Genomic DNA, 23,948 nt, shown 5'->3' on the forward strand with positions numbered 1-23,948 from the left:
GCGGCCGATTGGGCCTGCCTTTGCAGTGAATATGGGTAGCAGGCTCGCGGCCCGCAATGGTGCACGCAGGCTAAGCTGTGGACTCTGGCCGGCACTTTACCCCATGCTGGGCAGGTTGAACCCCGGCGAAGCTCTGGTTTCGGGCCACCAGGAGCCATTGCGCTTTGCCAACCTTTGCGTTTGCTCTCTGATCTTAACCCATGCCGGGCAGGTTGAACCCCGGCGGCAGGCCCATTGAACCTTGCATCTCGCGCATTTGCTGTTCGGACACCCGGTCGGCCCGGTCACGCGCGTCGTTAAAGGCGGCGGCAACCAGGTCTTCGAGGATCTGCTTGTCATCCGGTTTCATCAGGCTGTCGTCAATCACCACACCGAGAATGCGGCCCTTGGCGCTGGCACGAACTTTCACCAATCCGCCGCCAGCGGTACCCTCAACCTCGATGCTGTCGAGCTTGACCTGCATTTCGCTCATTTGCTTCTGGATCGTTTCTGCGGCTTGCTGCGCAGCCTGCATCATTTCTTCCATCGATTTCATTGGGAAAGTCTCCTTAATTCCAAGGGGGGCTGGCCGAAGCTGCGGCAAGGTTGCCTTCTACGCCAAGCAACTCAGCCTCGGGGAAGGCTTCAAACGCGGCCTTGACCAGCGGATCGGCGCGGACGCGTTCATCGGCGGCGCGCGCTTCTGCTTCGATGGTCTCACGCAAACTGGGCTGCGCCGTGCCAGTCCCGCGCTCGACCAGCCAACGTTTGCCCGTCACCTTGAACAATGCATCGCGGATTTCGGGCGCGGGATCATCGGGAAAATTGTCAGCCTGTTCGAACATTACCTGCTCAGGCGCCAACTCAATTACCCGCACCCGGCTGCGCATCACTTCGGCAACATGCAGCATCCCGGCACGATCAACCTCGCTGACCAGTGCGGCCCAATCGAGCGTCGATACAGCGGCGTGCGGTGCAGCAGGCGTATCATCTTGTGCGGCTGAAACAGCAGGTGCAGCAATCGCATTTGCCGCCAATTCTTCAATCCGCTTCGCCAGCTTGCCCGGATCGGGCATCTGGCCTGCGTGGAGGATGCGCAGCAAGGCCATTTGCAGCGATACCAGCGGATCGGGCGCGGTGCGCACTTCGTCATGGCCTTTGAGCAGCAATTGCCACAATCGGTGCAGTTCGGCCGCGCCCAAGCGGGCCGCGAAATCAGCCAGCGCCGCGCGCTCTTCCTCGGCCGGGGCATCAGGCTCCCCGCCAGACACCTGCGCCAGCGTGACCCGATGCGTCAGATCCATCAACGCGCGGATCAGCGCCAGCGGCTCCACCCCCAGCGCGTATTGCTCGTCGACTGCGGCGAGCAGCGCTTTGGCGTCACCTTCGAGCAGGTGGCCGAGCAAGCGGCGCTGCGCGCTTTTGTCCGCCAGCCCCAGCATATCACGCACCCGCGCGGCAGTGACCTTGCCCTCCCCGTCGAGGTCGGCATGGGCAATCGCCTGATCGAGGATCGAAAGCCCATCGCGCACCGATCCTTCAGCGGCAGCGGCAATGATCCGCAGGCCTTCATCCTCTGCCGCGATCCCTTCCAATCCGCACACTTTGGCAAAATGCCCTGCCAACATTGGCGCGGGGATACGGCGCAGGTCAAACCGCTGCGTGCGGCTGAGCACCGTGACCGGCAGCTTATCGACCTCAGTCGTGGCAAACAGGAACTTCACATGCGGCGGCGGTTCTTCAAGTGTCTTCAGCAAGGCATTGAATGCATTGCGCGACAGCATGTGAACTTCGTCGATAATGTAGATTTTGTAGCGCGCCGAAACCGCAGCGTAGCGCACCTGTTCGATGATCTCGCGCACGTCATCGACCCCGGTGTTCGATGCCGCGTCCATCTCGATCACGTCGATATGGCGGCCTTCGGCAATCGCAACGCAGGCCTCACACACACCGCAAGGATCAATCGTCGGCCCGCCCTGCCCATCCGGCCCAACGCAGTTCAGCGCCTTGGCGATCAGCCGCGCAGTCGAGGTTTTGCCGACCCCCCTTACCCCGGTCATCAGAAACGCATGGGCCAACCTGTCGCGCGCGATAGCGTTGGCAAGGGTGCGCACCATCGCTTCCTGTCCGATCAGTTCGGAAAAGGTCTGCGGGCGATATTTGCGCGCCAGCACCCGATAGGGCTGATTGGTTGCGGCAGGGGCTGGTTTGGCCGGCTGAGCCGCAGGAGCGGCCTCCTGCGTGGGCGCGGGTTCGCCGAACAGCGCATTCTGCCCCGCTGCCTCCAGCTCTGCTGCTGTTGGGCCAGTGGTATCTTCAGGCAGATCTGGATCGGAATCGCTCATGGCACAAAGCTAGGCGCTTGGGCCGCGTTTGTCATGCTGCGCATGGCAGTGATAATGGTGGAAAAGGAGCCGAGCGACCCGCCGCAATTCACCTGGGCTGCTTCCTTCCGGACCTGACCCGGTGAGCGAACGCAAACGTCCACCCGACTCCCGAACGCGCATATGGCGGCGCTTTGGGAAAAAATCAACTCAGCGAAAATTATCCGCGTAGGCTTGCAGCTTAAGCCGCTTGGGCGGGCTTGCGTGGATGCGCGCGGTGATGCCGTATTTCTCGGCATAGGCCTTGGCCGCATCCTTGCTGGGAAAGGTCATTCGCACCTGCGATTGGGTATCGCTGCTGCCGGTCCAGCCCATCAATGGATCGGCAAAGCGGGCTTCGGACGGAGCGAATTCGATCACCCATTCATCAGTATGGGCCTTACCCGATTGCATCGCGTGCTTGGGCTGCTGGTAAATACGTGCGGTCATGCATGTCCCTTAGAACACGAATCGGTTCGATTAAACGCATTTTTGGTCTTGAGGCTCGGCTTTTCCAGCCATGGTTGATCGGGCCAGCGATGCCGGGGATAGCGGCCTTTCATGTCCTTGACGACATCAGCCCAGCTACCGCGCCAGAAACCGGGCAGATCACGGGTCGACTGGATCGGACGGCCTGCCGGGCTGGTGAGTTTGAGCAGCAGCGGCGTGGCACCAACTATCGGCTGCGCATCCAGCCCGAAAAGCGCCTGCACCCGCACTTCGACACTCGGCGCATCATCGCCTGCGTAGTCGATCGCGTGGCGCGTATCGGCAGGCGTGGTGAAATGGGTGGGAGCGGCACGGTCAAGCGCCTGACGCTGGTTCCAGTCGAGTAGGCCCAGCGCTGCCTCGCATAAGCGATGCGGCGCAAGGTCGAGATCGCGCCTCCCGGCGAGCAGCGGGGCGAGCCACTCCTGCGCCCGTTCACCCAGCGCGTCGGCCGAAAGCGCCTCCACGCCGGCAAATTGTGCGCGGGCCAGAAAACCGGCGGGGAGGATATCCCCCAGTCGCTCAACAGCTTTCTCCACAAGGATATCCACACACAGCGCAGTGTCAGGCGCAGGTTCGGGCACGCTGGCGAGCACAATCGCGCCGAGCCGCCGTTCACGCCGGGCCTCAACCCGATCCTTATCATTATTCCAGCGAGTTATAATGCGTTCCTGCATTGCTTTAGTAAACAGCACCGGCACGCGTTCGGGTGCAAGCTGCGCCCCGGCGGTGATGCGCGCACCCTTGGCCTCACCCTGGGCATCGCCAATCACGATCCATTCCGCCCGCGCCAGCGGCGATACGGGATCGAGCCGGTATCCACGCCCCCCTGCGCTCAGCCAGTATTCGCCCGAAGCATCGCGCCGCCGGGCGACGAAATCGGGGCGGGCAAGCGCGAGGCATTCCGCAGCATCAATGGCAAGCGTGTGCTCCATTGCCCCAGCAAGTTTGAGTGCCTGCCCGGCCCACCCCTGCGCAATGCGCTGCGCCGAAACGGCGCGCGGCGCACGGTCGCCGCGCCAGCGCGCAAGCCGCTGCATCAGGTCTTCGCCGCGCCCGCCCAGCCCGCGTTCCTGCAACAGCATCACCAGTCGAGCCGCATCCTCGCCGTGGCCTGCGCACGCACCTCGCAGTACCACTGCCGCCTGATCGGGTGCCATAGGCAGCGCGGACAGTGCTTCACCCATAGGCGTAATCCGCCCTGCCCCATCAAGCGCGCCCAGCGCCTCAAGCGCCGCCCGCGCCGCGCTTACCGAGGCCTCAGGCGGGGTATCGAGCCATGCCAGATCAGCGGGGTCGCTCGTCCCCCATTTCGCCAGCCGCAACAGCAGCGGGGCAAGGTCAGCCTGGGCGATTTCAGGCGGCGCAAATTCGGGGCGGCCAGCATGGCCCGCCTCTTCCCACAACCGATAAGCAACCCCCGGCCCCTGCCGCGCCGCACGCCCGGCGCGTTGGGTCGCTGACGCTTGCGAAGCGCGCCGGGTGACAAGATGCGTGGTGCCCGCCGCCCGATCAAACTCGGCCAGCCGCGCAAGCCCGCTATCGACCACCACGCGGACGCCGTCCAATGTCAGCGATGTTTCGGCAATCGCGCTGGCCAACACGATGCGGCGGCGACCTTGGCTGTCGCGGCGGATAGCGACGCGCTGGGCCGCAGGTTCGATCTGGCCGTGAAGCGAGTGAATCGGCACGTCAGACAGTCGCGCTTCCAGCCGTTCACGCACCCGCACAATCTCGCGCAACCCGGGCAGGAAGGCGAGGATATCGCCCTGCTCTTCGCGCCAAACGGTCAGCACCGCACCTGCCATCCGGTCCTCGATCGCTTGCGCATTGTCGCCGCCAAGCCACTTGATGGTCAGCGGAAAACTCTTGCCCTCACTTGCGATCACAGGCGCGCCTTCGCCCAGCAACCGGCCAAAGCGCGCGCCGTCGATGGTGGCCGACATCACCAGCACCCGCAAATCCTCACGCAGCACGGATCGGGTCTCCAGCGCCAGCGCAAGGCCAAGATCGCTGTCGAGGCTGCGTTCATGCGCCTCGTCAAACAATAGCGCCGATACGCCCGGCAATTCGGGATCATCGACCAACCGGTTCACCAGAATCGCCTCGGTCACGACCAGAATGCGGGTTTTGGTGGATATTTTGCGGTCGAGTCTGGTGATGCAGCCCACCGTTTCCCCAACCGCCTCGCCCAGCATTTCGGCCATGCGTTCGGCGGCAGCGCGGGCGGCAACCCGGCGTGGGCTGGTGATGATGACTTGCCCCGTGCACCAACTCTGCCCGATCAGATCAGGCGCGACCGCAGTGGTTTTGCCCGCCCCCGGCGGCGCGATCAGCACGCCCGCCCCCGGCCCCGCCAAGGCGGCGCGGATTTGGGGCAGGACAGCGTGGATGGGAAGATCGGGGTGCATTACCCCGGGCGGATAGCCCGCTCAGTGCCCGCGCGCGACTGCAAATTGCGCGGCTTCCGCCATTGCCGCACGCGCCTTGCCATCCGGGAAGATCGAAATCGCATCAATCGCCCGGTGCGCGAAGTGGCGCGCGCGTTCGCGGGTGTCTTCAAGCGCATTGTGCTTTGCGATCAGCGCAATCGCATGGGCCAGGTCTTCGTCCGAGGTGCGGTGGCCAATGATCGCTGACTTCCAGAATTGCCGTTCCTGCTCATCGCCGCGCGCGTAGGCGAGGATCACCGGCAGCGTCATCTTTCCCTCACGGAAATCGTCGCCCTGTTCCTTGCCCATCTCGGCAGCATCGGAATCGTAGTCGATCGCATCATCGACCAGCTGGAACGCAACGCCAAGATTGCGGCCATAGGATTCAAGCGCGCGTTCCTGTTCTTCGGAACATTCAGCTACCACGGCGCTGATCTGACTGGCGGCAGAAAACAGCGCGGCGGTCTTGGCACCGATGATGTGCAGGTATTGTTCTTCGCTGGTGTTGATCTGGCGTTGAACCGATAGTTGCGACACTTCGCCTTCCGCAATGATCGCGCTGGCACGGCTGAGAATCGAGAGCACGCGCAAGCTCCCATCCTCGGTCATAAGTTCAAACGCGCGGCTGAACAGAAAATCGCCGACCAGCACGGTTGCCGGATTACCGAAAATGATATTCGCCGCCGCCTTGCCGCGCCTGAGTTCGCTGCCATCAACCACATCATCATGCAGCAGCGTGGCAGTGTGGATGAACTCCACTGCGGCTGCGAGCTTATGGTGGCGGGTGCCCTTGTAGCCGACCAGTTCGGCCCCGGCGAGCGTCAGCATCGGCCGCAACCGCTTGCCCCCGCCCGATATCAGGTGGCCGGCAAGGCGCGGAATCAACGGGATCTCGCTCTGCATCCGGTCAAGGATAACCGCGTTGACGCAATTCATGCCCGCCGCCGTCAGTGACAGCATCGGATCTAGCGTCGGCCGGCTGCGCGGCAAAGGAATGATATCAGCACTCATGCTTTGGCGGCATTAGGGCGGCCTCAGCGTGCTTGGCAAGCGCAGATTTGCTGCTAGTTTCGCGCACGATGCCGCAACAACCGCAACAACCGCAACACCCCACCGCCCCGCCTGCAGAACCCGATCGGGTGCTTGCCGCGTTCCGCAAAAGCATCGACAATATCGATGCTGCGCTGATTCACATTCTGGCGGAACGATTCCGGATCACGCAAGCGGTGGGGGAATACAAGGCGAAGGTGACTTTGCCGCCAGCCGACCCTGATCGCGAAGCGCGCCAGATCGCCCGCTTGCGCAAACTGTCCGAAGACGCCGATCTCGACCCGGAATTTTCCGAGAAATTCCTGCGATTCATCATCGACGAAGTGATCCGCCACCACGAACGCGCGCAGCAGGGTTAAGCCAGATCGAATTTTCTGCCGGTCAAGGCTGCGGCGGCAGCGATTCTTCGACCGGCACAGTATCTGGCGCGGGGCTGTCAGGGATTGAAGCTTCTGCGCCCGCCTCAGGCGCACTGCGGCGGGTGCGATATTCTTCGATCAGCGCGCGGCGCTGCTGCGGGGTCATCTGGCGAAGCCGCACCATCTGTTCGCGCCGGTCCATTGCGCGCTGATCATCGCGCAGCGGACGCACGATATCCTCGCGGGTCAGCGCCTCACCGCTTTCCACCTTGCGCTCAAGCTCGTCACGTCGGGCCTTGATACGTTCGTCAGCGCGCTGCTGCCGAATGGCCTGCACCTCGTTAATCCGCTGGCGTTGAAGAGCCTGTTCCTCTTCGCTCGGCACAGGCAGGCCAGCTGCGCGGCGGCGCTCGATGGCGCGCTCGATGCGCTCGTCTTGCCGTTCGCGGCGGGCTTCGATGCGGCCCTGCCGCACGTCGTCGATCCGGCGAAACGCTTCGTTGAGTTCCTCAGGCGTGTCGATCAGCCCATCAAACACCGCCGGAGCGGTAGCCGGAGAATCGGCGGATTGGGCCGCAATCAACACCGGAGCAGCCGCCTCAGGCTGTTTGCCGGTGATGCTGGCCCACACCCTGTCGGGCGAGGGCACGGCGATATCGAGCCGATCAAGCATTCCGGTCGCAGCAGCCGCGCTGGCGATCGCGCTAAAACCGAACGTGGCAATCGCCAATCGTCGGCCCAGCCGCCAGCCACGTCCGCCACCGCCGCCCGTGCGGCGCAGTTCGGGGGGTGGCGCAGCGCGCGCTTCGGCGGCGGCCAGCACCCGATCGACAAATCCTGCGCTGAGATCGGGCACCGGATAATTATCCAGCCTGCGTGCCAGCGGGCTGCCAGCAATGATGTCGTTGGTGCTCATTGCGCACCTCCTTCCCCGAAAGCTGCATAGGCCTTGCGCAAGGCAGTGCGCGCGCGCAGCAGCAACGATTCAAACGCCTTGATATTCATGTCGAGCGCATCGGCGGCAGCGGCATTGGACAGATCCTCATAATAGGTCAGCACGATCGCGGCACGCTGGCGTTCGGGCAGCGCGGCGATCAGCGCTCGGGCGGAGCGATCACGCGCGCCCGCCTCGATCAGCGCATCGGCGCGGGGTGCGTCATCCTCGCTATCCGGCACCTCGCCAGCAGACATCCGCCGCGCGCGTCGCAGGCGGTCAATCGCGAGATTGGTCACCACGCGGTTGAGCCAGCCACCCAGCCGCAAAGCCGCCGCAGCCTGGCTCCCGACCGGATGGCGCGCGGCAATTTTCGGGGCCTGATCCCACAATCGCAGCATGGCTTCCTGCACCAGATCCTCGGCCTCATGGGCATCGCCAGTCATGCGAAAGGCGATGCGTTGCAGCGTGCTGGCGTAGAGCACGATGGCCTCACGCAGCGCGCCCGGATCGCGCGCCGCCAACCGTGCCGCCAATGCCGCGTCAGAGCCGGAATCAGCGAGCGGTCTGGCACTGGAGGATGGCTCACCGCTGGCGTTCATGACTGCGCGCAAATGGCCCCGGTTGCTTGTGATATTCGTCGTCTGGCTGAGGGTATAACGTCAAGCTTGCGCAAACCCTTCGCGCCCGCTTCAATCGGCGCGCGGCAGGCGCAATTCGACCAGCAGACCGCCCAGATCCTCGCTCGTGCCCAGCCTGACGCTGCCGCCGTAGATTTCCGCGACATCGCGCACGATTGCCAGGCCCAGCCCGGTGCCGGGCTTGTCCGTATCAAGCCGCACCCCGCGATCAAAGATGCGGATACGTTCAGCCTCCGGAATGCCTGGCCCGTCATCCTCCACCCAGATCAGGCACTGCTTCGGATCGCGCGGAGCCTCGTCCTCGTCGGGATCGATAGTCACAAATACGCTGCCGCCGCCATATTTCGCGGCGTTTTCGATCAGATTGCCGAGCAGTTCATCCAGGTCCTGCCGTTCGAGCGCGACAGTGGCCGAACGGCTCCCTGCAATATCAAGGCGGCCATCCGGGTGAAGCCGCTCAACCGCACGGCGCACAGCCTCGGCGCAGCCCATCACATTGGTTTTGGCATGGCCGACAGCGCGGCGGCCGACAGCGCGCGCGCGGGCAAGATGATGATCGACATGGCGCTGCATCGTGCGCGTTTCCCGCATCACCGCCTCGCCCAGATCAGGCGCGCGCGCGGTGGCCGCGTTGGTCAGCACCGTCAACGGCGTCTTGAGCGCGTGCGCGAGATTGCCCGCATGGCGGCGCGCTTCCTCGGCCTGTTTTTCGGAATGTTCGATCAGCGCGTTGAGCTCATCTACCAGCGGCTGCACTTCCAGTGGGAGTGGTTCGGTTATCCGGTTCGCGCCGGTAGTGCGCAGGTTCTGGATTGCCGCACGCACCCGCCTGAGCGGTGATAGGCCGTAACGGATCTGTAGCGTCGCCATCACCAGCAGTCCCAACCCCAGCACCGCAAAGCTCCAGATCAGGATCAGCCGCACACGCCCGACCTGCGTGTCCATCTGCTCAGTCGCGCTGGCCACGGCAAACGTCCAGCGGGTTTCGCTGCCGGGCAGGATCACGGTGCGTTCGGCAATTCGCAGCGGCTCACCGGCGAACTGGTCTGAATTATGGAAATGGGCTTCGCTATCGAAATGCCCGCCCTCGCCAATGGCGCCCTGCAGCTTGAGCGTGCGATCCCACAGACTGCGCGATGCGATCGGTTCGTATTCGCCGCCGCTGATCTGCCAATACAGCCCGCTGCCCGGTTCAAGGAAGCGCTGGTCGCCCAGCGTGCGATAGAACCAGACTTCACCGAAGGGATCGATCTCTGCCGAGGCGATCATCGCGGTGAGAATATATTCAAGCTGTTCGTCGAAATTGGATTCGACCTGGGTGGTCAGCATCCGTTCGAGCGCAACGCCGCCGACCAGCAGCAGCACAAAGATCCAGCCCGCCGCGATAAGCCCCATCCGCCGCGCGAGGCTGGCGAGCGGGGTAGTACTTGGCGGCCCGGTCACGCCGTCCGGCACAGCGACAGCCCCACCTTCAGGCAAGGCCGTTTGCGCGTCGCCGCCCGTGCCCGGCGCCTCAGGCGCGCGGTGCGTCGGCGGGGTCGTCGAGGCTGTAACCAAGGCCACGGATGGTCGTTATCACGTCTGCGCCAAGTTTTTTGCGGATACGGGTGACAAACACTTCGATGGTGTTCGAATCCCGGTCAAAATCCTGATCGTAGATATGTTCGATCAGTTCGGTGCGGCTCACCACCTTGCCCTTGTGATGCATCAGATAGGACAGCAGTTTGTATTCCTGCGCGGTCAGTTTGACCGGCTCACCGCTCAGCGTTACCCGGCCCGAGCGCGTGTCCAGCCGCACATCGCCTGCGGTCAATTCGGACGAGGTGTTGCCCGAAGCACGGCGGATCAGCGCGCGCAGGCGGGCAATCAGTTCCTCGGTCTGGAATGGCTTGGCAAGGTAATCATCCGCGCCTGCATCAAGCCCGGCGACCTTGTCGCTCCAGCTATCGCGCGCAGTCAGCACCAGCACCGGGAAGGTGCGCCCCTCGCGCCGCCACATGCCGAGCACGGTCAGCCCGTCAATTTCGGGCAGGCCGAGATCGAGCACCACCGCGTCATAATCCTCGGTCGAGCCCATGAAGTGCCCGTCTTCACCATCGGCAGACAGATCGACGGCATAGCCCTGCTGTTCCAGCGTCGATTTGAGCTGCGCGCCGAGGGTCGGTTCGTCTTCGACGATCAGAATGCGCATAATCCACCATTTTCCTGCATTGTTATTGGCTGGGTCGTGCGCTTTCGAAAACAACGCGTCAAGCAAGGGCCATGCCCCAAAGCTGACGCTTTCCCCCGATGATCGCGCATAGCGGTCAGCCGATCAGCGCGAACGACCGATGATCCGCCCCGTTCGGGCATCAACATCGACATAGGTCACCCGGCCATCGCGGATGAATTTGAGCCTGTAGGCACGCGCCGTGGAATCATACGCGGGGCCAAGATATTCGCTGCCCTGCATCTGGGGCAGGATGCGCCGTTCGATTTCGCGCAGGGGCAATTGCGTGCCAGCGCGCGTTTCGCGCCGGGCCTCACCCTGATCGCCGCGCGACTGATCCTGCGCCGACGCTGGCGTGCTGATAGCCACCAACGCGAGCGCTGCGATGCAACCTGCAAACAAGGATTGGATGGATTTCATGACAAGGCCATGCCTAGGCCGCGCCCATTGAACAAGCCGTGAATGAGTTATCGCTGGGACACAGCGGCTGAATCCTTCACCAACTCGTACTTGATGGTGATGCTGATCCCGGTGGATACCATCCCTGGCTGCACCGGCGGCGCGGCAGCGGCCATGTCGGCACTGACGCGCATCATCGCCACTTCGGGCATCGCCCCCCGCCCTTCGATGCTTTCAGCAATCGCCAGCACTTTCGCGCCGTCATAGCCGAACAGTTCAGCATATGCCTGCACCCGAGCCTGCGCGCGTTCAATTGCGCGCTTGCGGGCGGTGTCCTTGGCGGCTTCGTCATTCTCGATTGAGAAACTGGGGCCGTTAAGATCGGTTGCGCCTGCCGCAACCAGCGCATCAAGCACCTTCCCCGCATCGTCGATCTTGCGCAGGATTACACTCACCCGGTTCGACGCCTGATAACCGCGGAATACCTGACGCCGCTCTTCCTGATTGTAATCATACATCGCGTTCAGGTTGATGCCGGTGGTCTGGATATCCTTGTCCGCCACGCCCAGCGCCTTGATCCGCGCAATCACCTTTTGCATCTCTGCTGAATTCTGCCTCAGCGCTTCGGTCGCGGTCGGTGCTTCGCTGGTCACGCCCGCGCCGATAGTGGCAATGTCGGGCGCGACCGACACGCTCTCGAACACGTTGAGTTCGACCACCGGGCCATCGGCGCTGATTGCGATTTCGGCGGCGGCAAGGGTCTGCACCGGAAGCGCAAGCGCACTGGCGGCCAGCAGGGCAATGGCGGGACGGATCATAGGTCGGCTCCTTAACAAAGCGCCGCCATTGCAGCGGGTGAGCTTTCGCAAGACTGAACCGCCGCTTGACGCAGGCTTGTCGCGCGAGCCGCAAGCCCCTAGGTGCCGCCGCACATGGCCCAACCTCCTATCCTCTCGCTCGAAGGGCTTGCCCTGCAACAGGGCGCACGCTGGCTGTTTGGCGGGCCGTCGCCAACCAGCGGTTCGGCTCCGATTGATCTACACGTTTTGCCCGGAGACCGTCTGGCGCTGATCGGCCGTAATGGCGTGGGCAAGACCACGCTGCTGCGGTTGATTACCGGGCGGATCGAACCTGATCGCGGGCAGCGCCGGGTTAAACCGGGTGCGCGGATCGTATTCCTTGAACAGGAACCCGATTTTTCCGGCACCGGCACGCTGATGGACTTTGCGCTGGGCGGCGATGATGCCCCGGCGGTGCATGAAGTTGAGGCGATTGCAGGCCAAATCGGGATTGATATGGGCCAGCTTTCGGCAACCGCCAGCGGCGGTGAACGGCGGCGTGCCGCGATCGCCCGCGCGCTGGCGCAAGACCCCGATCTGCTGCTGCTGGACGAACCGACCAACCACCTTGATCTTACTGCGATTGACTGGCTGGAGGACTGGCTGACCCGCTATCGCGGGGCGTTCATCACCATCAGCCATGATCGCACCTTCCTTACCCGCCTGACGCGCGCCACCCTGTGGCTCGACCGCGGGACTCTGCGGCGCAAGGACATCGGCTTTGGCGGGTATGAGGCGTGGGAAGAACAGGTCTATGCCGAGGAGGCCCGCGCGGCCGAGCGGATGGACGCCAAACTGAAGATTGAGGCGCACTGGCTCGAACGCGGCGTCACCGCGCGGCGCAAGCGCAATCAGGGGCGGCTGGAAAAGCTGTTCCAGATGCGCGCAGCGCGGGCATCGATGATTTCGGGCGCGGGCACGGCCAAGCTCAAGCTTTCCAGCGATGACGACTTCAAATCGAAGTCGGTGATCGTGGCGGAGGGCATTTCCAAGACCTATGATGACCACCCGATCATCAAGCCGTTCAGCCTGCGCATCCAGAACGGCGATCGCATCGGGATCGTCGGTGCCAACGGCGCGGGCAAGACTACATTACTGAAAATGCTCACCAAAGAACTGGAGCCCGATAGCGGCAGCGTTACTCACGCGCGCACTTTATCTGGCGTGATGATCGATCAGCAGAGGAAGCTGCTCGAACCGGGTGCCACGGTGCGTCAGATTCTGGCGGAGGGCGGCGACTGGATCGATGTGCGCGGGGTGCGCAAGCACGTTCAGGCCTATCTCAAGGATTTTCTGTTCGATCCTGGCCTTGTCGATACCAAAGTCGGCATTCTGTCCGGAGGCGAGCGTTCCCGCCTGCTGCTGGCGCGCGAATTTGCCCGCACCGCCAACCTGTTGGTGCTGGACGAACCGACCAATGATCTTGACCTCGAAACGCTTGATTTGCTTCAGGAAGTGATCGCCGATTTCGATGGCACCGTGCTGATCGTCAGCCACGACCGCGATTTTCTCGACCGCACGGTGACGGTGACGCTTGGCCTCGACGGAACGGGCAAGGTGGACATTATTGCAGGCGGTTATGCTGATTGGGAGGCGAAGCGCAAGCAGCCGTCAACGCCGACCAAGGCGGGGTCTAACACCCGTCAAGCGCAACCTAGAGGCCACCTGGACGGGGCTAGCACACCCACAACAGGCAAGCCCGCCGCGCCGCCCAAAATCTCCTACAAGGATCAGCGCGATTACGAGATCCTGCCAGCCCGGATCGAAGAATTGGAAACAGCAATAGCACGAGGAGAGGCGCTTTTAGGCGACCCCGAACTCTACTCAAAGGATCCCCAAAGGTTCGCAACCATCAGTCAAGGCATAGCCAACGCGCGGGCAGAACGCGATGCGGCGGAAGAACGCTGGCTGCTGCTGGCAGAACAGATCGAAGGCTGACCGCGCGCGCTTTCAGGTAATGCGATAATAATCCGCCACCCGCTCCAGCGCAATTTTGAGCACCAGTTTGCCGCTTCTTGTTGGCCAACCAAGGCTCTTTTCAGCCTCGGGCAGCGCCTCGCCCGCGCACACCACGCGCCACAGGATGTCCTCCAAGCCTCTGCCCGCCGCGCGGATTGCACCATCAAACCGCTGGCGCGCGGCGATCTGGCGTTCGTTGGAGGAGAGGCCGCGATCCCCAGTCGATTTCACCCGCACCACATCCCAGCGCATGGTGATGCTGGCAGAAAGCTGCGCGCGTTCGTAATCAGCCCGCAGCGCCTCACCTGCGTCGCGCAACTGATCGGACAAATGCCCGCGCGCGTGCAGCCATGCCAGCGGGGATTCAGCGAGATTGACGGTGACTGTGCGCGAAGGCCGGAGGCCCTTGATGCCCTGCCCCCGGCTGGGGCCTTCGGGCGTGAGTTCACGTTCGACCAGTTCGCGTTTCATGGCAATTCCTTCCGTTGAATGACGGATTGCGGCTTGCCAAGGCGGCGTGTCTGTAGGAAAGAACAAACCAATCCGGTTAAATGATAGGGCACGCCATGACCAACCGCATCAGAGACCTCCGCAAAGCCAAGGGCCTGACGCTCGCCGATCTGGCGGCCGCCTGTAATCCGCCAACCACCGCACAGACCATCGGGCGGCTTGAAACCGGGATGCGCAGCCTTTCGCTCAACTGGATGAACCGCATTGCCGCCGCGCTCGGGGTTGATCCGGCCAGCCTGATGCGCGCGGACAGTGCCGATCCCGCCCGGATCGTTGCCGAACTTACCGCTGCGGGGCCAGAGGCTTTGACCACCGCGCGCGATGCCGTGTTGCCGAGCGATCTTGCCACCGATCCCGATGCGCCCGCGCCGATGGTGCTCACCGTGACTCAAAGCGTCGGCGAATATCGCCCCGGCGATCTGATCTGGCTCCAGCCGTTCAATCCCGACGCCGCACCCGCTGCCCTAACCCGCGCCATGAACCGCGATTGCCTTGTCCCCCGGCCCGGCGGTCGGTTTGCTTTCGGGCGGCTGATCGATCGGCGCGGCACGATGATCGGCTTGCTGCCGCCGGGCGCGGGGCAGAAACAGGTGGTGGTCGATAATCCGGCGTGGATTGCAACTGCGATCATGCTGGTCAGGCCGCTTTAACCCGCGCGTGGTAAAGCCGTGCCTGATGAAGCACGTTCTCGCCCTGTCCACGCTCTATCCCAACGCGGTCAATCCGCAGTTCGGGACGTTTGTTGCGCGGTCATTGGAGGCACTGGCCAAGCGCGGCGATTGGCGGGTGACGGTGGTCAATCCGATCGGCCTCCCCCCGCTGGCGCTGGGGCGCTACCGCCCGCTGGCGGAACTTGCCCCGGTGAGCGTCGAAAATGGCGTTACCATTCACCGCCCGCATTTCACGCTGATCCCGCGCATCGGCGCGCGCCGCAACGCCGCTGCCATCGCCCGCGCGGCGCTGCCTTTGGTCCAGCAAGTCCGTGCCGCAACGCCGATTGACGTGATCGACGCGCAGTTCTTCTTCCCCGATGGCCCCGCCGCTGCGGACATCGCACAGGCAACTGGTCTGCCCCTGTCGATCAAGGCGCGCGGTAGCGATATCAGTTTCTGGGGAAGTCAGGATTTTGCCCGCCAGCAAATGCTGACCGCCGCGCGCGCTGCCACCGGGCTGCTCGCTGTCAGCCGCGATATTGCCGGTTATATGGCGGCGATGGGCATGGATGCAGGCAAGATCACGCTGCATTACACCGGGCTTGATCGTGACCGTTTTCGTCCGCTGGGCCACACCCAGTTGCGCAGCCAGCTTTCGCGTGAGACCGGCTTTGCCATGCCCGATAATGCCCCGCTGCTGGCCTGCGTCGGCGCGCTGATCGAGCGCAAAGGTCAGGCAATCGCGATTGCGGCGCTGCGTGACATCCCCGGCGCGCGGCTGGTGTTGATCGGCAAGGGCGAGGATGAGGCCCGCCTGCGCGCGCTGGCGATCAGCGAAGGCGTGGCAGATCGCGTTCATTTTGCCGGTTCGATCGACCATGATCTGATGCCGCTGGTCCTGTCGGCGGCGGACGTGATGGTGTTGCCGACGGTAAGCGAGGGCTTGGCCAATGCATGGGTCGAGGCGCTGGCCTGCGGCACCCCGGTCGTCACCTGCGATGTCGGCGGCGCGCGTGAGTTGATCACCTGCGACACCGCAGGGCGGCTGGTGGCGCGCAATCCCGAAGCCGTGGCGGCGGGGATCAACGCGGTTTTGAACAACCCTCCCGCGCGCGAAGCGGTGGCCGCGTTGACGGAAGGTTTCAGCTGGGAAGCCAACGCCGCCGCGCTGGCCGCGCATTACGAAAGGCTGACAGGGGCGGCCTGAAACGCTTGCCCTTCAGACTTCCCCGCGGACGATTTTTTCCTGCCGGTCAATCGCACTTTCCTGAGGGACAAAGCTGTTCGATGTCACACCCATCCAGATCAGCAGTGGGCCAGCCATATAGACGCTCGAATAGGTGCCGATGAACAGGCCCGCCGTGATCGCCGCGACCATGCCGAACAGGCTTGGCGGGCCGAAGATCAGCAGCGGTATCAACGCCACGAACAGCGTCAGCGAAGTCATAATCGTGCGCGCCAGCGTTTCATTGACCGATAGATCGAGCAGTTCGGGCAGCGGCATCTTGCGATATTTCTTCAGGTTTTCGCGGATACGGTCATAAACCACGATGGTGTCGTTCAATGAATAGCCGATGATCGCAAGGATCGCGGCGACGATCTGCAGGCTGAACTCCATCTGCGTCAAAGCAAACAGGCCCAGCGTCACCGATACGTCATGCACCAGCGCGAACATTGCGCCCACGCCGAACTGCCATTCGAACCTTACCCAGATATAGACCGACACCAGTCCCATCGCCGCCAGCAGCGCAAGGATCGCCGAATTGCGGAACTCGCCCGCGACCTTGCCCGACACGGTATCGTTACCGTCGGTGCGCGCGTCGGGATATTGCGCGGCGATGGCAGCAATCACTTCGCCGCCAATGGCGGTGGCAGCGCCGGGCGTGTCCTCTGCCCCTTCAGGCAGCGCAACCCGGATCGACACCGCGTTGGGCCCGCCAAACTCCTGCACCACCGGTTCGCCATAACCCAGCCCGCCCACCAGCTCACGCAGGGACGGGATCGGCGCGACCTCGCGTTCCTCAAAGGTTATGCGGACTTCCTGACCGCCGGCGAAATCGACCCCGAAATTGAGTCCATTGACCAGCACCGCCGCCCAGCTTCCGACGATCAGCACAATGCTGACCACAAAGAACGGGACGCGCAGTTTCAGGAATTTGATGTTGGTATTGTCGGGAACCAGCTTGAGCAGTTTCATCGGTCGCTCGCTCCTCAGATATGAATGTCAGCGGGGCGCGCTTTGCGCAGCCATCCGGCGACCCACATGCGGGTCAGAACCATGCTGGTGAACACCGAGGTGAACAGACCAACCACCAACACGACGGCAAAGCCTTTGACCGGGCCAGAGCCGAACGCGAACAACGCCACACCGGCGATGAAGTTGGTGATATTGGCGTCCCAGATCGCGCGGCTGGCCTCTTTATAGCCGGTTTCGACTGCGGCAATCACCTTGCGGCCACGCGCGCGCTCCTCTCGGATGCGTTCGTTGATCAGCACGTTGGCATCCACCGCGGCGCCGATGGTGATGACAAAGCCCGCGATCCCCGGCAGGGTTAGCGTGAAGTTGCCGAGCGCCATGATGCCAAGCAGCATCAACACGTTGAACGTCAGCGCGATGGTCGAATAGATGCCGAAGCGGCCATAGCTTGCCACCATCAACACAATCACCGCGATACTGCCGACCGCCATGGCGAGCAGCCCGCGACGGATCGAATCCGCGCCAAGGTCTGGCCCGACGGTGCGTTCTTCCACCACCGTCAGCGGCACCGGCAGCGCGCCTGACCGCAACGAAATCGCCAGGTTGTTCGCGCTTTCCGGGGTGAAGCTTCCCGAAATCTGCGCGCGTCCGCCGATGATCGGTTCATTGATGTTGGGGGCGGATAGCACCTGCCCATCAAGGATGATCGCGAATGGCTTGCCGACATTCTCCGTGGTCAGCTTGGCAAATTTCGCTCCGCCCTGAGCATCGAAGGTAATGTTGACGACGTTCTGATTGCTGGTCGGATCAACCCCGGCCTGCGCGCCGGTCAGGCTGTCCCCGCGAATGCCGCCCAATCGCCGCACCGCCTCAAACTGGCCTGCCTGCGAGGTGCCGGGTGCATAGGGGAAAATCTCGCTACCCGCAGGCGCGACACCGGCCTGCACATTTTCCGGCAAGGCGTTGAGATCCACCATCTTGAATTCGAGCTGCGCGGTCTGGCCGAGCAGGTTCTTGAGCGCTTCGGGGTCTTCCAGACCCGGAACCTGCACCACGATCCGGGTATCGCCCTGCCGAATGATGGTCGGCTCGCGCGTGCCGAGTTCGTCGATCCGGCGGCGCACCACTTCGGTAGCGCTTTCCATCGCGTCATCCAGCGCGGTATCGATCCCGGCCGAGGTCGGCGCAAGCACGATGCGCTGCCCGTCAACCACCGACAGATCCCATTCCCGAGTCAGGTTCACGCCCTGCATCAACGGTTCGATCAGCCCGCGCGCACGATCAATATCGGCGGGGCTTTCGAGCATGAAGGACATCCGTCCCTCGCCCGTCGACACGTCACCGATGCGAATGCGCGGCTTGGCATTGCGCATCAGCTGGCGGACGTTTTCTTCCATGTTTTCAAGCCGCTGGACGCGCACATCTGCCGCTCTCGCTTCAAGCAGCAGGTGCGACCCACCGGCAAGATCAAGCCCGAGATTGACCTGCGGATTCGGCAACGCCGATGGCCAGTCCAGCCCCGACACATTGAACAGCGATGGCAGCGCCAGCACCGCAGCGGCCAATGTCAGGCCCCACAGCCAGAGCTTTTTCCAAAGGGGAAAATCAAGCATTGCGTCAGGCTTTCACACGCACAGGAGAAGATCGACCCGCGATCGGATCAGTCATTGGCCGGCGTGCCGCCCGGCGGGATGATGTCGCCGATGGTGGCCTTGACCGCCTTGACGCGGACATTGGTGCCCAGTTCCAGTTCGACATAGGTATCGTCAACCTTCACCACCTTGCCCACCAGTCCCCCGGCGGTGACGACCTGATCGCCTTTCTTGACCGCAGCGATCTTGGTCTGATGTTCTTTCTGCCGCTTCATCTGCGGGCGGATGATCAGGAACCAGAAGATCGCGATCATGCCGACGATCGGAAGAAAGCTCATCCACGAAGGAGGCCCGGCAGCGCCTGCACCAGCGGCGGCGGCAAGAAAATCTAAGGTCATGCGATAAAGCCCGTCAGAAACCTGTTAAACACGTGCAAGGCCACCCCTTTCCGCACTCTGAAGCGCGATGGTTCGGCTTGACCCTGCATCCAAGTGGGCGCGCCTAGCAGCAATGCAAGCACCCCGCAATCGGAAGGGGGCAAGAACGGTGCATGGACGCAACACGGTTACAAGGTGGCAAACCCGCTTGCCAGCCCCAAACTCGCGCCCTATAGGCCCCGCTCCACTGGAACGGGACGTAGCGCAGCCTGGTAGCGCATCACACTGGGGGTGTGGGGGTCGGAGGTTCGAATCCTCTCGTCCCGACCAGTGGTTTTTCAAACAAAACCAACACCCTGAGCGGGCGGCAAAGTCTGCCCACTTGCTTATTCCTGCGTTGTGCAAGGGTGCGCGGCTGAATCGGCCCCCGCGCAAACTGCCCGGCGCGCGGAATGATTGCGCCATTGTCCGGTAGCCCCAACCACACAGCGGTCTTGTTCTTAGGCGGTGCGCTTCGTAAGCGTGCTGCAACAAGAGGATTGTCCCATGGCCCACACCGCTACCCGTCCCGCGCTGCCCAAGATGCGGTCATGGCTGTTCGCGCCCGGCGATAGCGAGAAAAAGATGGCCAAGGCAGCGGCGAGCAACGCCGATATCGCGCTGCTTGATCTTGAAGATTCGGTGTCGCCCGAAAACAAGCCCGCCGCGCGGGTGATGGTGGCCGAGCAGATCGGCGGATCGGATAATCGCGCGCGGCTGTGGGTGCGGATCAATCCGATCAGCACCGCCGATTGCATCGCTGATCTGGCGGCAATCATCCCAGCGCAGCCCGGCGGAGTGTTCCTGCCCAAGGCCGAAGGCGCGGGTGATATCACCCAGTTGCACCACTATCTCACCGCATTGGAGGCCGCACACGGCATCCCGCAGGGCGGCACGCTGATCGCCGCACTGGTGACGGAGACGGCGGCGGCGATGTTCCGCACCGGGGATTATGCGGGCGACTACCCGGGCAAGGCGCGGCTGGCGGCGATGAGTTGGGGGGCGGAGGATTTATCCTCAGCCTTGGGCGCGCGCGCGCAGCGCGGGGCTGACGGCGAATATGCCCATACTTACGAGATGGCGCGAAGCCTGTGCCTGATCGGCGCATCGGCAGCGGGCGTGGCACCGATCGAAACCGTGCAGCCCGAATTCCGCGATCTTGCAGCGCTGGAGCGGCGCGCGCGCGGCGTGCGCACGGCAGGGTTTCGCGGGATGCTGGCGATCCACCCGGCGCAGGTCGATCCGATCAACGCTGCCTTCACCCCGAGCGCGGACGAACTCGCCCATGCCCGCGCGGTGGTGCAAGCCTTTGCCGATCATCCCGGCGCGGGCGTGGTGGCGATGGACGGCGCGATGCTTGATCGCCCGCATCTGGCGCTGGCGCAGCGGCTGCTGGCCGAAGCTGGCGAGTAATCGGTTAATTGCCTTTCCTACTTTAACCTATTTGGCCATTTTCATGCGACTCATTCACTGGAGCGCATATCATGGCCCTACTCGACCTGCTGATCGGCCCGATTTCCTCGATCATCGACAAGATTATTCCCGACAAGGAAGCGCAGACCAAGGCCAAGCTCGAACTGATCGCGCTTGAAGGCACGCAGGAAATGCGCATGATCGAGGCGCAATTGCAGGCGATTGTGGCCGAGGCCAATTCCAAAGACCCCTGGACCAGCCGCGCCCGCCCGAGCTTTCTCTATGTGATGTATATCCTGCTGCTCACCGCGCTGCCGATGGGCGTGCTAAGCGCGTTCCACCCGTCGGCGGCGAGCGATATTGCCGCGGGGATGAACGCCTATCTGAATGGGTTGCCCGAACCGCTTTATGCGCTGTTTGGCACCGGGTATCTCGGCTACACCGCAGCGCGCCAGTGGGGGAAGGTCAAGGGCGTTGATCGGTAGAGACCATCTTTGCGTCGCTTGAACAACCCGCTAAACCCTCTCCATGACTAACCTCGTCTTCGTCCTCAACGGCCCCAACCTCAATCTCCTCGGCACGCGCGAGCCGGAGATTTATGGCACCACGACGCTCGATGATATCGCCGGGATGCTCGAAGACCGCGCCCGCGAATTGGGCCTCGAAATCGAGATGCGCCAGACCAATCACGAAGGGATGCTGGTCGATTGGCTGCACGAGGCGCAGGCGGAAGGCGCGCGCGCGGTGTTGCTCAATGCGGCGGCCTATACCCATACGTCCGTGGCGCTGCTCGACGCGATCAAGGCGATCCGCACGCCGGTGATCGAAGTCCACCTCTCCGATCCCAAGACCCGCGAGCCGTTCCGCCACCTGTCCTATGTCGGCATGGCCGCCGCGATGACGGTTGAGGGACACGGGGCCGATTCGTATCGCATTGCGCTCGAAGCCGTGGCGGCCGGCACCGTTTGACCAGTCATCAGACTTTCACAAAATATCCCCTTGCCACTTGCCAGCCGCAATTCGCGGCAATAGTCCCCTGCGCTTCACGGGCGTTACACATAACAAGGGACATACATGGCAAACGACGGGGGCCAAGGCGGCAAGTCGAACGGGCGTAAAGTTGGCATGAACATCGATACCGCGCTGGTGCGCGAGCTCGCTGAACTGCTCAACGAAACCGGCCTCACCGAAATCGAGGTTGAGGATGACGACCGCAAGATTCGCGTGTCGCGTGGAGGTGTCGCAGCGCCGGTTCACGCGGCTGCGCCTGCACCGCTGGCGGCTGCGCCGGTGGCCGCTGCGCCGACTGCGCCAGAGCCTGCTGCCGGGCCGGACATGACCGATGCGGTCAAATCGCCGATGGTCGGCACCTGCTATCTCACACCCGAACCGGGCGCAGCGCCCTATGTGGCGGTGGGCAAGGCGGTAAAGCAAGGCGACACGCTGCTGATCGTCGAGGCGATGAAGGTGATGAACCCGATCACCGCGCCCCGATCAGGCACCGTCACCGCGGTTCTTGTTGAAAATGCCCAGCCGGTCGAATTTGACCAGCCGCTTGTCGTGATCGCGTAAGATCATGGCAATCAAGCGTATCCTGATCGCCAATCGCGGCGAAATTGCGCTGCGCATCCACCGCGCGGCGCATGAAATGGGGATCGAAACGGTGGCGGTGCACTCCACCGCCGATGCTGATGCGATGCACGTCCGGCTGGCCGATCACGCGGTGTGCATCGGCCCGCCCGCTGCGACCGACAGCTATCTCAACATCGCCAACATCATCTCGGCGGCCGAGGTTGCGCAATGCGATGCGATCCACCCCGGCTACGGCTTCCTGTCGGAAAACGCCAAGTTCGCCGAAATCGTCGAAGCGCACGACATCATCTGGATCGGCCCCAAGCCCGAACATATCCGCACCATGGGCGACAAGGTCGAAGCCAAGCGAACCGCGGGCGCATTGGGCCTGCCGCTGGTGCCGGGTTCGGACGGCGCGGTGTCGGATTTTGACGAAGCGCGGCGGATTGCCAAGGACGTGGGCTATCCCGTGATCATCAAGGCCGCCAGCGGCGGCGGCGGTCGCGGGATGAAGGTGTGCGAGAGCGAGGAAAAGCTCGAAACCCTGATGCAGCAGGCCGGCAGCGAGGCGAAGGCCGCGTTCGGTGATGCTACGGTCTATATCGAAAAATACCTCGGCAATCCGCGCCATATCGAATTCCAGGTATTCGGCGATGGGCAAGGCAACGCGATCCATCTGGGGGAGCGCGATTGCTCGCTGCAACGCCGCCACCAGAAGGTGCTGGAAGAAGCGCCCTCCCCCGTGATTTCCGCCGAGGAACGCGCGCGGATCGGCGAAGTCTGCTCCAAAGCGATGCGCGACATGGCCTATCGCGGCGCGGGCACGATCGAATTCCTGTGGGAAGGCGGCGAGTTCTACTTCATCGAAATGAACACCCGCCTGCAGGTCGAACACCCCGTTACCGAGGCGATTACCGGGGTTGATCTGGTGCGCGAACAGATCCGCGTGGCCGAAGGGCGTCCGCTGTCGGTGACGCAGGATGAGCTGGAGTTCAATGGTCACGCGATTGAATGCCGGATCAACGCCGAAGACCCCTTCAACTTTGCCCCCTCGCCCGGCCTTGTCAGCCATTATCACGCGGCTGGCGGGATGCATGTGCGCGTGGATTCAGGGCTTTACGCCGGATACCGGATCCCGCCCTATTACGACAGCATGATCGCCAAGCTGATCGTCTATGGCCGCACCCGCGAAGGCTGCATCATGCGCCTGCGCCGCGCGCTCGAAGAAATGGTGGTCGAAGGGGTGAAAACCAACATCCCACTGCATCAGGAATTGCTGCGGCAGGATGATGTGCTGAACGGCGACTATTCGATCAAGTGGCTAGAGGAATGGCTGGCGCAGCGGGCGGATTAAACTGCTCTTGGCTCAGGGTCTATTGAAGAGATTCACTACCTCTTTTCTTCCTCCCGATTGGTGTTTTTGTTGCTGAGGGTAGCAAAAGTTATCACTGTGGTTGACTGGGGTATGTTATGATTTGGCTGGTGATTGCAGTAGCTGTAGGCATTGTATTATTTTTCTTTTTTATGGGAAAAGGTGCGCCAACAGTTCGCCAGTCCACGCGCGAAGAACGACGGCAGATTTCAGAACTGCAGCGGGAAACGAAGGTTAAAGCCGAGGCGATGCTTCGTGAGGCTGCCGGTGATTCCTATGATACTGGCTTCGCTTATGCGCGACGCGCTGGGAAAGACGAGAGTTTCGCCCATCAGCTCGGTGTGTTGAATGCCGTTAGCGCCATCATTCTTCAGCGCAACGCCGTTAACAGCCATGAAACCCATGAGATGCAGGGCGAAACGATTCCGTTCAACCCTCTCCCGCCCGACGAAGGCAGAGCCGCGATTATCGAGTATCTAGTGGATTGACTCCAACGTTTGGAACCCCCGGTTACGTGCGGCGATGATTTCGTCGGGGTCCGCCTTCCAGACGAAGGGCTTTGGATGGCTG

Annotated in this window: 25 protein-coding genes, 1 tRNA gene and 1 other RNA gene; 11 read left to right on the plus strand and 16 right to left on the minus strand. The window is 62.9% G+C overall.

From position 1 onward, the window contains the following. Positions 1 to 193 precede the first annotated feature (193 nt). The 6 genes from ACSSV3_RS09205 to ACSSV3_RS09230 all read right to left on the minus strand — a co-directional run bounded on the left by ACSSV3_RS09205 (position 194) and on the right by ACSSV3_RS09230 (position 6,274). Positions 194 to 535: a YbaB/EbfC family nucleoid-associated protein gene (locus ACSSV3_RS09205; protein WP_354324149.1), complete on the minus strand. Its 342-nt coding sequence runs from the start codon at positions 533 to 535 to the stop codon at positions 194 to 196. Positions 536 to 548: 13 nt separating this feature from the next. Continuing rightward, positions 549 to 2,324 carry a DNA polymerase III subunit gamma/tau gene (locus tag ACSSV3_RS09210; protein WP_354324148.1) on the minus strand — a complete coding sequence of 592 codons (1,776 nt, stop codon included), beginning with the start codon at positions 2,322 to 2,324 and terminating at the stop codon, positions 549 to 551. A gap of 59 nt (positions 2,325 to 2,383) precedes the next feature. After that, an RNA gene (gene ffs, locus ACSSV3_RS09215) (signal recognition particle sRNA small type) lies at positions 2,384 to 2,478 on the minus strand. A gap of 35 nt (positions 2,479 to 2,513) precedes the next feature. Continuing rightward, the gene (locus ACSSV3_RS09220; RefSeq protein ID WP_354324147.1) at positions 2,514 to 2,792 is read right to left on the minus strand and encodes an ETC complex I subunit; all 279 of its coding nucleotides are present in this window, start codon (positions 2,790 to 2,792) and stop codon (positions 2,514 to 2,516) included. Then, positions 2,789 to 5,242: an ATP-dependent helicase HrpB gene (hrpB, locus tag ACSSV3_RS09225; RefSeq protein WP_354324146.1), complete on the minus strand. Its 2,454-nt coding sequence runs from the start codon at positions 5,240 to 5,242 to the stop codon at positions 2,789 to 2,791. Before hrpB ends, ACSSV3_RS09220 begins: the two co-directional genes overlap by 4 nt. A 21-nt stretch (positions 5,243 to 5,263) precedes the next feature. Next, entirely contained in the window at positions 5,264 to 6,274 is a 1,011-nt protein-coding gene (locus tag ACSSV3_RS09230; RefSeq protein ID WP_354324144.1) for a polyprenyl synthetase family protein, read from the minus strand. A gap of 68 nt (positions 6,275 to 6,342) precedes the next feature. Here ACSSV3_RS09230 and ACSSV3_RS09235 point away from each other — a divergent pair, with 68 nt between their 5' ends. Further along, on the plus strand, positions 6,343 to 6,672 hold the full coding sequence (locus tag ACSSV3_RS09235) for a chorismate mutase (protein WP_354324142.1): 330 nt from the start codon (positions 6,343 to 6,345) through the stop codon (positions 6,670 to 6,672). Positions 6,673 to 6,694: 22 nt separating this feature from the next. On the opposite strand, the gene ACSSV3_RS09240 is transcribed toward ACSSV3_RS09235, so the two are convergent. From ACSSV3_RS09240 to ACSSV3_RS09265, 6 genes are all read right to left on the minus strand, one after another. Further along, positions 6,695 to 7,588: a hypothetical protein gene (locus ACSSV3_RS09240; RefSeq protein ID WP_354324141.1), complete on the minus strand. Its 894-nt coding sequence runs from the start codon at positions 7,586 to 7,588 to the stop codon at positions 6,695 to 6,697. Then, on the minus strand, positions 7,585 to 8,208 hold the full coding sequence (locus ACSSV3_RS09245; protein WP_354324139.1) for a sigma-70 family RNA polymerase sigma factor: 624 nt from the start codon (positions 8,206 to 8,208) through the stop codon (positions 7,585 to 7,587). Before ACSSV3_RS09245 ends, ACSSV3_RS09240 begins: the two co-directional genes overlap by 4 nt. 90 nt (positions 8,209 to 8,298) lie before the next feature. Continuing rightward, entirely contained in the window at positions 8,299 to 9,810 is a 1,512-nt protein-coding gene (locus ACSSV3_RS09250) for a sensor histidine kinase (protein ID WP_454184795.1), read from the minus strand. Continuing rightward, on the minus strand, positions 9,761 to 10,438 hold the full coding sequence (locus ACSSV3_RS09255; protein WP_354324137.1) for a response regulator transcription factor: 678 nt from the start codon (positions 10,436 to 10,438) through the stop codon (positions 9,761 to 9,763). The genes ACSSV3_RS09250 and ACSSV3_RS09255 overlap by 50 nt, the downstream gene beginning before the upstream one ends. A gap of 123 nt (positions 10,439 to 10,561) precedes the next feature. Beyond that, positions 10,562 to 10,876, minus strand: coding sequence for a PepSY domain-containing protein (locus ACSSV3_RS09260; protein ID WP_354324136.1), 315 nt, complete (start codon positions 10,874 to 10,876; stop codon positions 10,562 to 10,564). 47 nt (positions 10,877 to 10,923) lie between these two features. Continuing rightward, entirely contained in the window at positions 10,924 to 11,673 is a 750-nt protein-coding gene (locus ACSSV3_RS09265) for an SIMPL domain-containing protein (protein ID WP_354324135.1), read from the minus strand. A gap of 114 nt (positions 11,674 to 11,787) precedes the next feature. On the opposite strand from ACSSV3_RS09265, the gene ACSSV3_RS09270 reads away from it, so the two are divergent. Further along, on the plus strand, positions 11,788 to 13,632 hold the full coding sequence (locus tag ACSSV3_RS09270; RefSeq protein ID WP_354324133.1) for an ABC-F family ATP-binding cassette domain-containing protein: 1,845 nt from the start codon (positions 11,788 to 11,790) through the stop codon (positions 13,630 to 13,632). A 12-nt stretch (positions 13,633 to 13,644) separates the two neighbouring features. Here the strand turns inward: ACSSV3_RS09270 and ACSSV3_RS09275 are convergent, their stop codons facing one another. Continuing rightward, the gene (locus ACSSV3_RS09275; protein ID WP_354324132.1) at positions 13,645 to 14,124 is read right to left on the minus strand and encodes a DUF6456 domain-containing protein; all 480 of its coding nucleotides are present in this window, start codon (positions 14,122 to 14,124) and stop codon (positions 13,645 to 13,647) included. Between the two features lie 95 nt (positions 14,125 to 14,219). On the opposite strand from ACSSV3_RS09275, the gene ACSSV3_RS09280 reads away from it, so the two are divergent. Together ACSSV3_RS09280 and ACSSV3_RS09285 are read left to right on the plus strand one after the other, a co-directional pair. After that, positions 14,220 to 14,813, plus strand: coding sequence for a helix-turn-helix domain-containing protein (locus ACSSV3_RS09280; RefSeq protein WP_354324131.1), 594 nt, complete (start codon positions 14,220 to 14,222; stop codon positions 14,811 to 14,813). Between the two features lie 25 nt (positions 14,814 to 14,838). Continuing rightward, on the plus strand, positions 14,839 to 16,023 hold the full coding sequence (locus ACSSV3_RS09285) for a glycosyltransferase (protein WP_354324129.1): 1,185 nt from the start codon (positions 14,839 to 14,841) through the stop codon (positions 16,021 to 16,023). A 12-nt stretch (positions 16,024 to 16,035) separates the two neighbouring features. On the opposite strand, the gene secF is transcribed toward ACSSV3_RS09285, so the two are convergent. Genes secF through yajC form a run of 3 tightly spaced genes read right to left on the minus strand, consistent with a single transcriptional unit; the run spans position 16,036 to position 19,003 of the window. Continuing rightward, complete coding sequence (gene secF / locus ACSSV3_RS09290; protein WP_354324127.1) at positions 16,036 to 17,013, minus strand: protein translocase subunit SecF; 978 nt, start codon at positions 17,011 to 17,013, stop codon at positions 16,036 to 16,038. A 14-nt stretch (positions 17,014 to 17,027) separates the two neighbouring features. Beyond that, on the minus strand, positions 17,028 to 18,626 hold the full coding sequence (gene secD, locus ACSSV3_RS09295; protein WP_354324125.1) for a protein translocase subunit SecD: 1,599 nt from the start codon (positions 18,624 to 18,626) through the stop codon (positions 17,028 to 17,030). Between the two features lie 47 nt (positions 18,627 to 18,673). Further along, positions 18,674 to 19,003 carry a preprotein translocase subunit YajC gene (gene yajC, locus ACSSV3_RS09300; RefSeq protein ID WP_354324123.1) on the minus strand — a complete coding sequence of 110 codons (330 nt, stop codon included), beginning with the start codon at positions 19,001 to 19,003 and terminating at the stop codon, positions 18,674 to 18,676. Between the two features lie 232 nt (positions 19,004 to 19,235). Between yajC and ACSSV3_RS09305 the strand changes: the two genes are divergently transcribed. From ACSSV3_RS09305 to ACSSV3_RS09335, 7 genes are all read left to right on the plus strand, one after another. Continuing rightward, positions 19,236 to 19,312 (plus strand) — tRNA-Pro (locus ACSSV3_RS09305). Positions 19,313 to 19,528: 216 nt separating this feature from the next. Then, positions 19,529 to 20,434 carry an HpcH/HpaI aldolase/citrate lyase family protein gene (locus tag ACSSV3_RS09310; RefSeq protein ID WP_354324121.1) on the plus strand — a complete coding sequence of 302 codons (906 nt, stop codon included), beginning with the start codon at positions 19,529 to 19,531 and terminating at the stop codon, positions 20,432 to 20,434. 71 nt (positions 20,435 to 20,505) lie between these two features. Next, positions 20,506 to 20,919: a holin family protein gene (locus tag ACSSV3_RS09315; RefSeq protein ID WP_354324119.1), complete on the plus strand. Its 414-nt coding sequence runs from the start codon at positions 20,506 to 20,508 to the stop codon at positions 20,917 to 20,919. 43 nt (positions 20,920 to 20,962) lie between these two features. Further along, on the plus strand, positions 20,963 to 21,403 hold the full coding sequence (locus ACSSV3_RS09320) for a type II 3-dehydroquinate dehydratase (protein ID WP_354324117.1): 441 nt from the start codon (positions 20,963 to 20,965) through the stop codon (positions 21,401 to 21,403). Between the two features lie 105 nt (positions 21,404 to 21,508). After that, entirely contained in the window at positions 21,509 to 22,006 is a 498-nt protein-coding gene (gene accB, locus ACSSV3_RS09325) for an acetyl-CoA carboxylase biotin carboxyl carrier protein (protein ID WP_354324115.1), read from the plus strand. Between the two features lie 4 nt (positions 22,007 to 22,010). After that, entirely contained in the window at positions 22,011 to 23,360 is a 1,350-nt protein-coding gene (gene accC / locus ACSSV3_RS09330) for an acetyl-CoA carboxylase biotin carboxylase subunit (protein ID WP_354324113.1), read from the plus strand. Positions 23,361 to 23,476: 116 nt separating this feature from the next. After that, a complete protein-coding gene (locus ACSSV3_RS09335) occupies positions 23,477 to 23,866 on the plus strand; it encodes a hypothetical protein (RefSeq protein ID WP_354324111.1) in 390 nt (129 codons plus the stop codon). Positions 23,867 to 23,948 lie beyond the last annotated feature (82 nt).

This window comes from Porphyrobacter sp. MBR-49, from assembly GCF_053628655.1.

Excerpts from the sequence above, each read along its gene's own strand:
- yajC (WP_354324123.1), bottom strand. The coding sequence starts at position 19,003 with ATGACCTTAGATTTTCTTGCCGCCGCCGCTGGTGCAGGCGCTGCCGGG.
- ACSSV3_RS09235 (WP_354324142.1), top strand. The coding sequence starts at position 6,343 with ATGCCGCAACAACCGCAACAACCGCAACACCCCACCGCCCCGCCTGCA.
- accB (WP_354324115.1), top strand. The coding sequence starts at position 21,509 with ATGGCAAACGACGGGGGCCAAGGCGGCAAGTCGAACGGGCGTAAAGTT.
- ACSSV3_RS09315 (WP_354324119.1), top strand. The coding sequence starts at position 20,506 with ATGGCCCTACTCGACCTGCTGATCGGCCCGATTTCCTCGATCATCGAC.
- ACSSV3_RS09275 (WP_354324132.1), bottom strand. The coding sequence starts at position 14,124 with ATGAAACGCGAACTGGTCGAACGTGAACTCACGCCCGAAGGCCCCAGC.
- ACSSV3_RS09310 (WP_354324121.1), top strand. The coding sequence starts at position 19,529 with ATGGCCCACACCGCTACCCGTCCCGCGCTGCCCAAGATGCGGTCATGG.
- ACSSV3_RS09240 (WP_354324141.1), bottom strand. The coding sequence starts at position 7,588 with ATGAGCACCAACGACATCATTGCTGGCAGCCCGCTGGCACGCAGGCTG.
- ACSSV3_RS09205 (WP_354324149.1), bottom strand. The coding sequence starts at position 535 with ATGAAATCGATGGAAGAAATGATGCAGGCTGCGCAGCAAGCCGCAGAA.
- ACSSV3_RS09280 (WP_354324131.1), top strand. The coding sequence starts at position 14,220 with ATGACCAACCGCATCAGAGACCTCCGCAAAGCCAAGGGCCTGACGCTC.
- secF (WP_354324127.1), bottom strand. The coding sequence starts at position 17,013 with ATGAAACTGCTCAAGCTGGTTCCCGACAATACCAACATCAAATTCCTG.
- ACSSV3_RS09255 (WP_354324137.1), bottom strand. The coding sequence starts at position 10,438 with ATGCGCATTCTGATCGTCGAAGACGAACCGACCCTCGGCGCGCAGCTC.
- ACSSV3_RS09220 (WP_354324147.1), bottom strand. The coding sequence starts at position 2,792 with ATGACCGCACGTATTTACCAGCAGCCCAAGCACGCGATGCAATCGGGT.
- secD (WP_354324125.1), bottom strand. The coding sequence starts at position 18,626 with ATGCTTGATTTTCCCCTTTGGAAAAAGCTCTGGCTGTGGGGCCTGACA.
- hrpB (WP_354324146.1), bottom strand. The coding sequence starts at position 5,242 with ATGCACCCCGATCTTCCCATCCACGCTGTCCTGCCCCAAATCCGCGCC.
- ACSSV3_RS09335 (WP_354324111.1), top strand. The coding sequence starts at position 23,477 with ATGATTTGGCTGGTGATTGCAGTAGCTGTAGGCATTGTATTATTTTTC.
- ACSSV3_RS09210 (WP_354324148.1), bottom strand. The coding sequence starts at position 2,324 with ATGAGCGATTCCGATCCAGATCTGCCTGAAGATACCACTGGCCCAACA.
- ACSSV3_RS09265 (WP_354324135.1), bottom strand. The coding sequence starts at position 11,673 with ATGATCCGTCCCGCCATTGCCCTGCTGGCCGCCAGTGCGCTTGCGCTT.
- ACSSV3_RS09270 (WP_354324133.1), top strand. The coding sequence starts at position 11,788 with ATGGCCCAACCTCCTATCCTCTCGCTCGAAGGGCTTGCCCTGCAACAG.
- ACSSV3_RS09285 (WP_354324129.1), top strand. The coding sequence starts at position 14,839 with ATGAAGCACGTTCTCGCCCTGTCCACGCTCTATCCCAACGCGGTCAAT.
- accC (WP_354324113.1), top strand. The coding sequence starts at position 22,011 with ATGGCAATCAAGCGTATCCTGATCGCCAATCGCGGCGAAATTGCGCTG.
- ACSSV3_RS09260 (WP_354324136.1), bottom strand. The coding sequence starts at position 10,876 with ATGAAATCCATCCAATCCTTGTTTGCAGGTTGCATCGCAGCGCTCGCG.
- ACSSV3_RS09245 (WP_354324139.1), bottom strand. The coding sequence starts at position 8,208 with ATGAACGCCAGCGGTGAGCCATCCTCCAGTGCCAGACCGCTCGCTGAT.
- ACSSV3_RS09230 (WP_354324144.1), bottom strand. The coding sequence starts at position 6,274 with ATGAGTGCTGATATCATTCCTTTGCCGCGCAGCCGGCCGACGCTAGAT.
- ACSSV3_RS09320 (WP_354324117.1), top strand. The coding sequence starts at position 20,963 with ATGACTAACCTCGTCTTCGTCCTCAACGGCCCCAACCTCAATCTCCTC.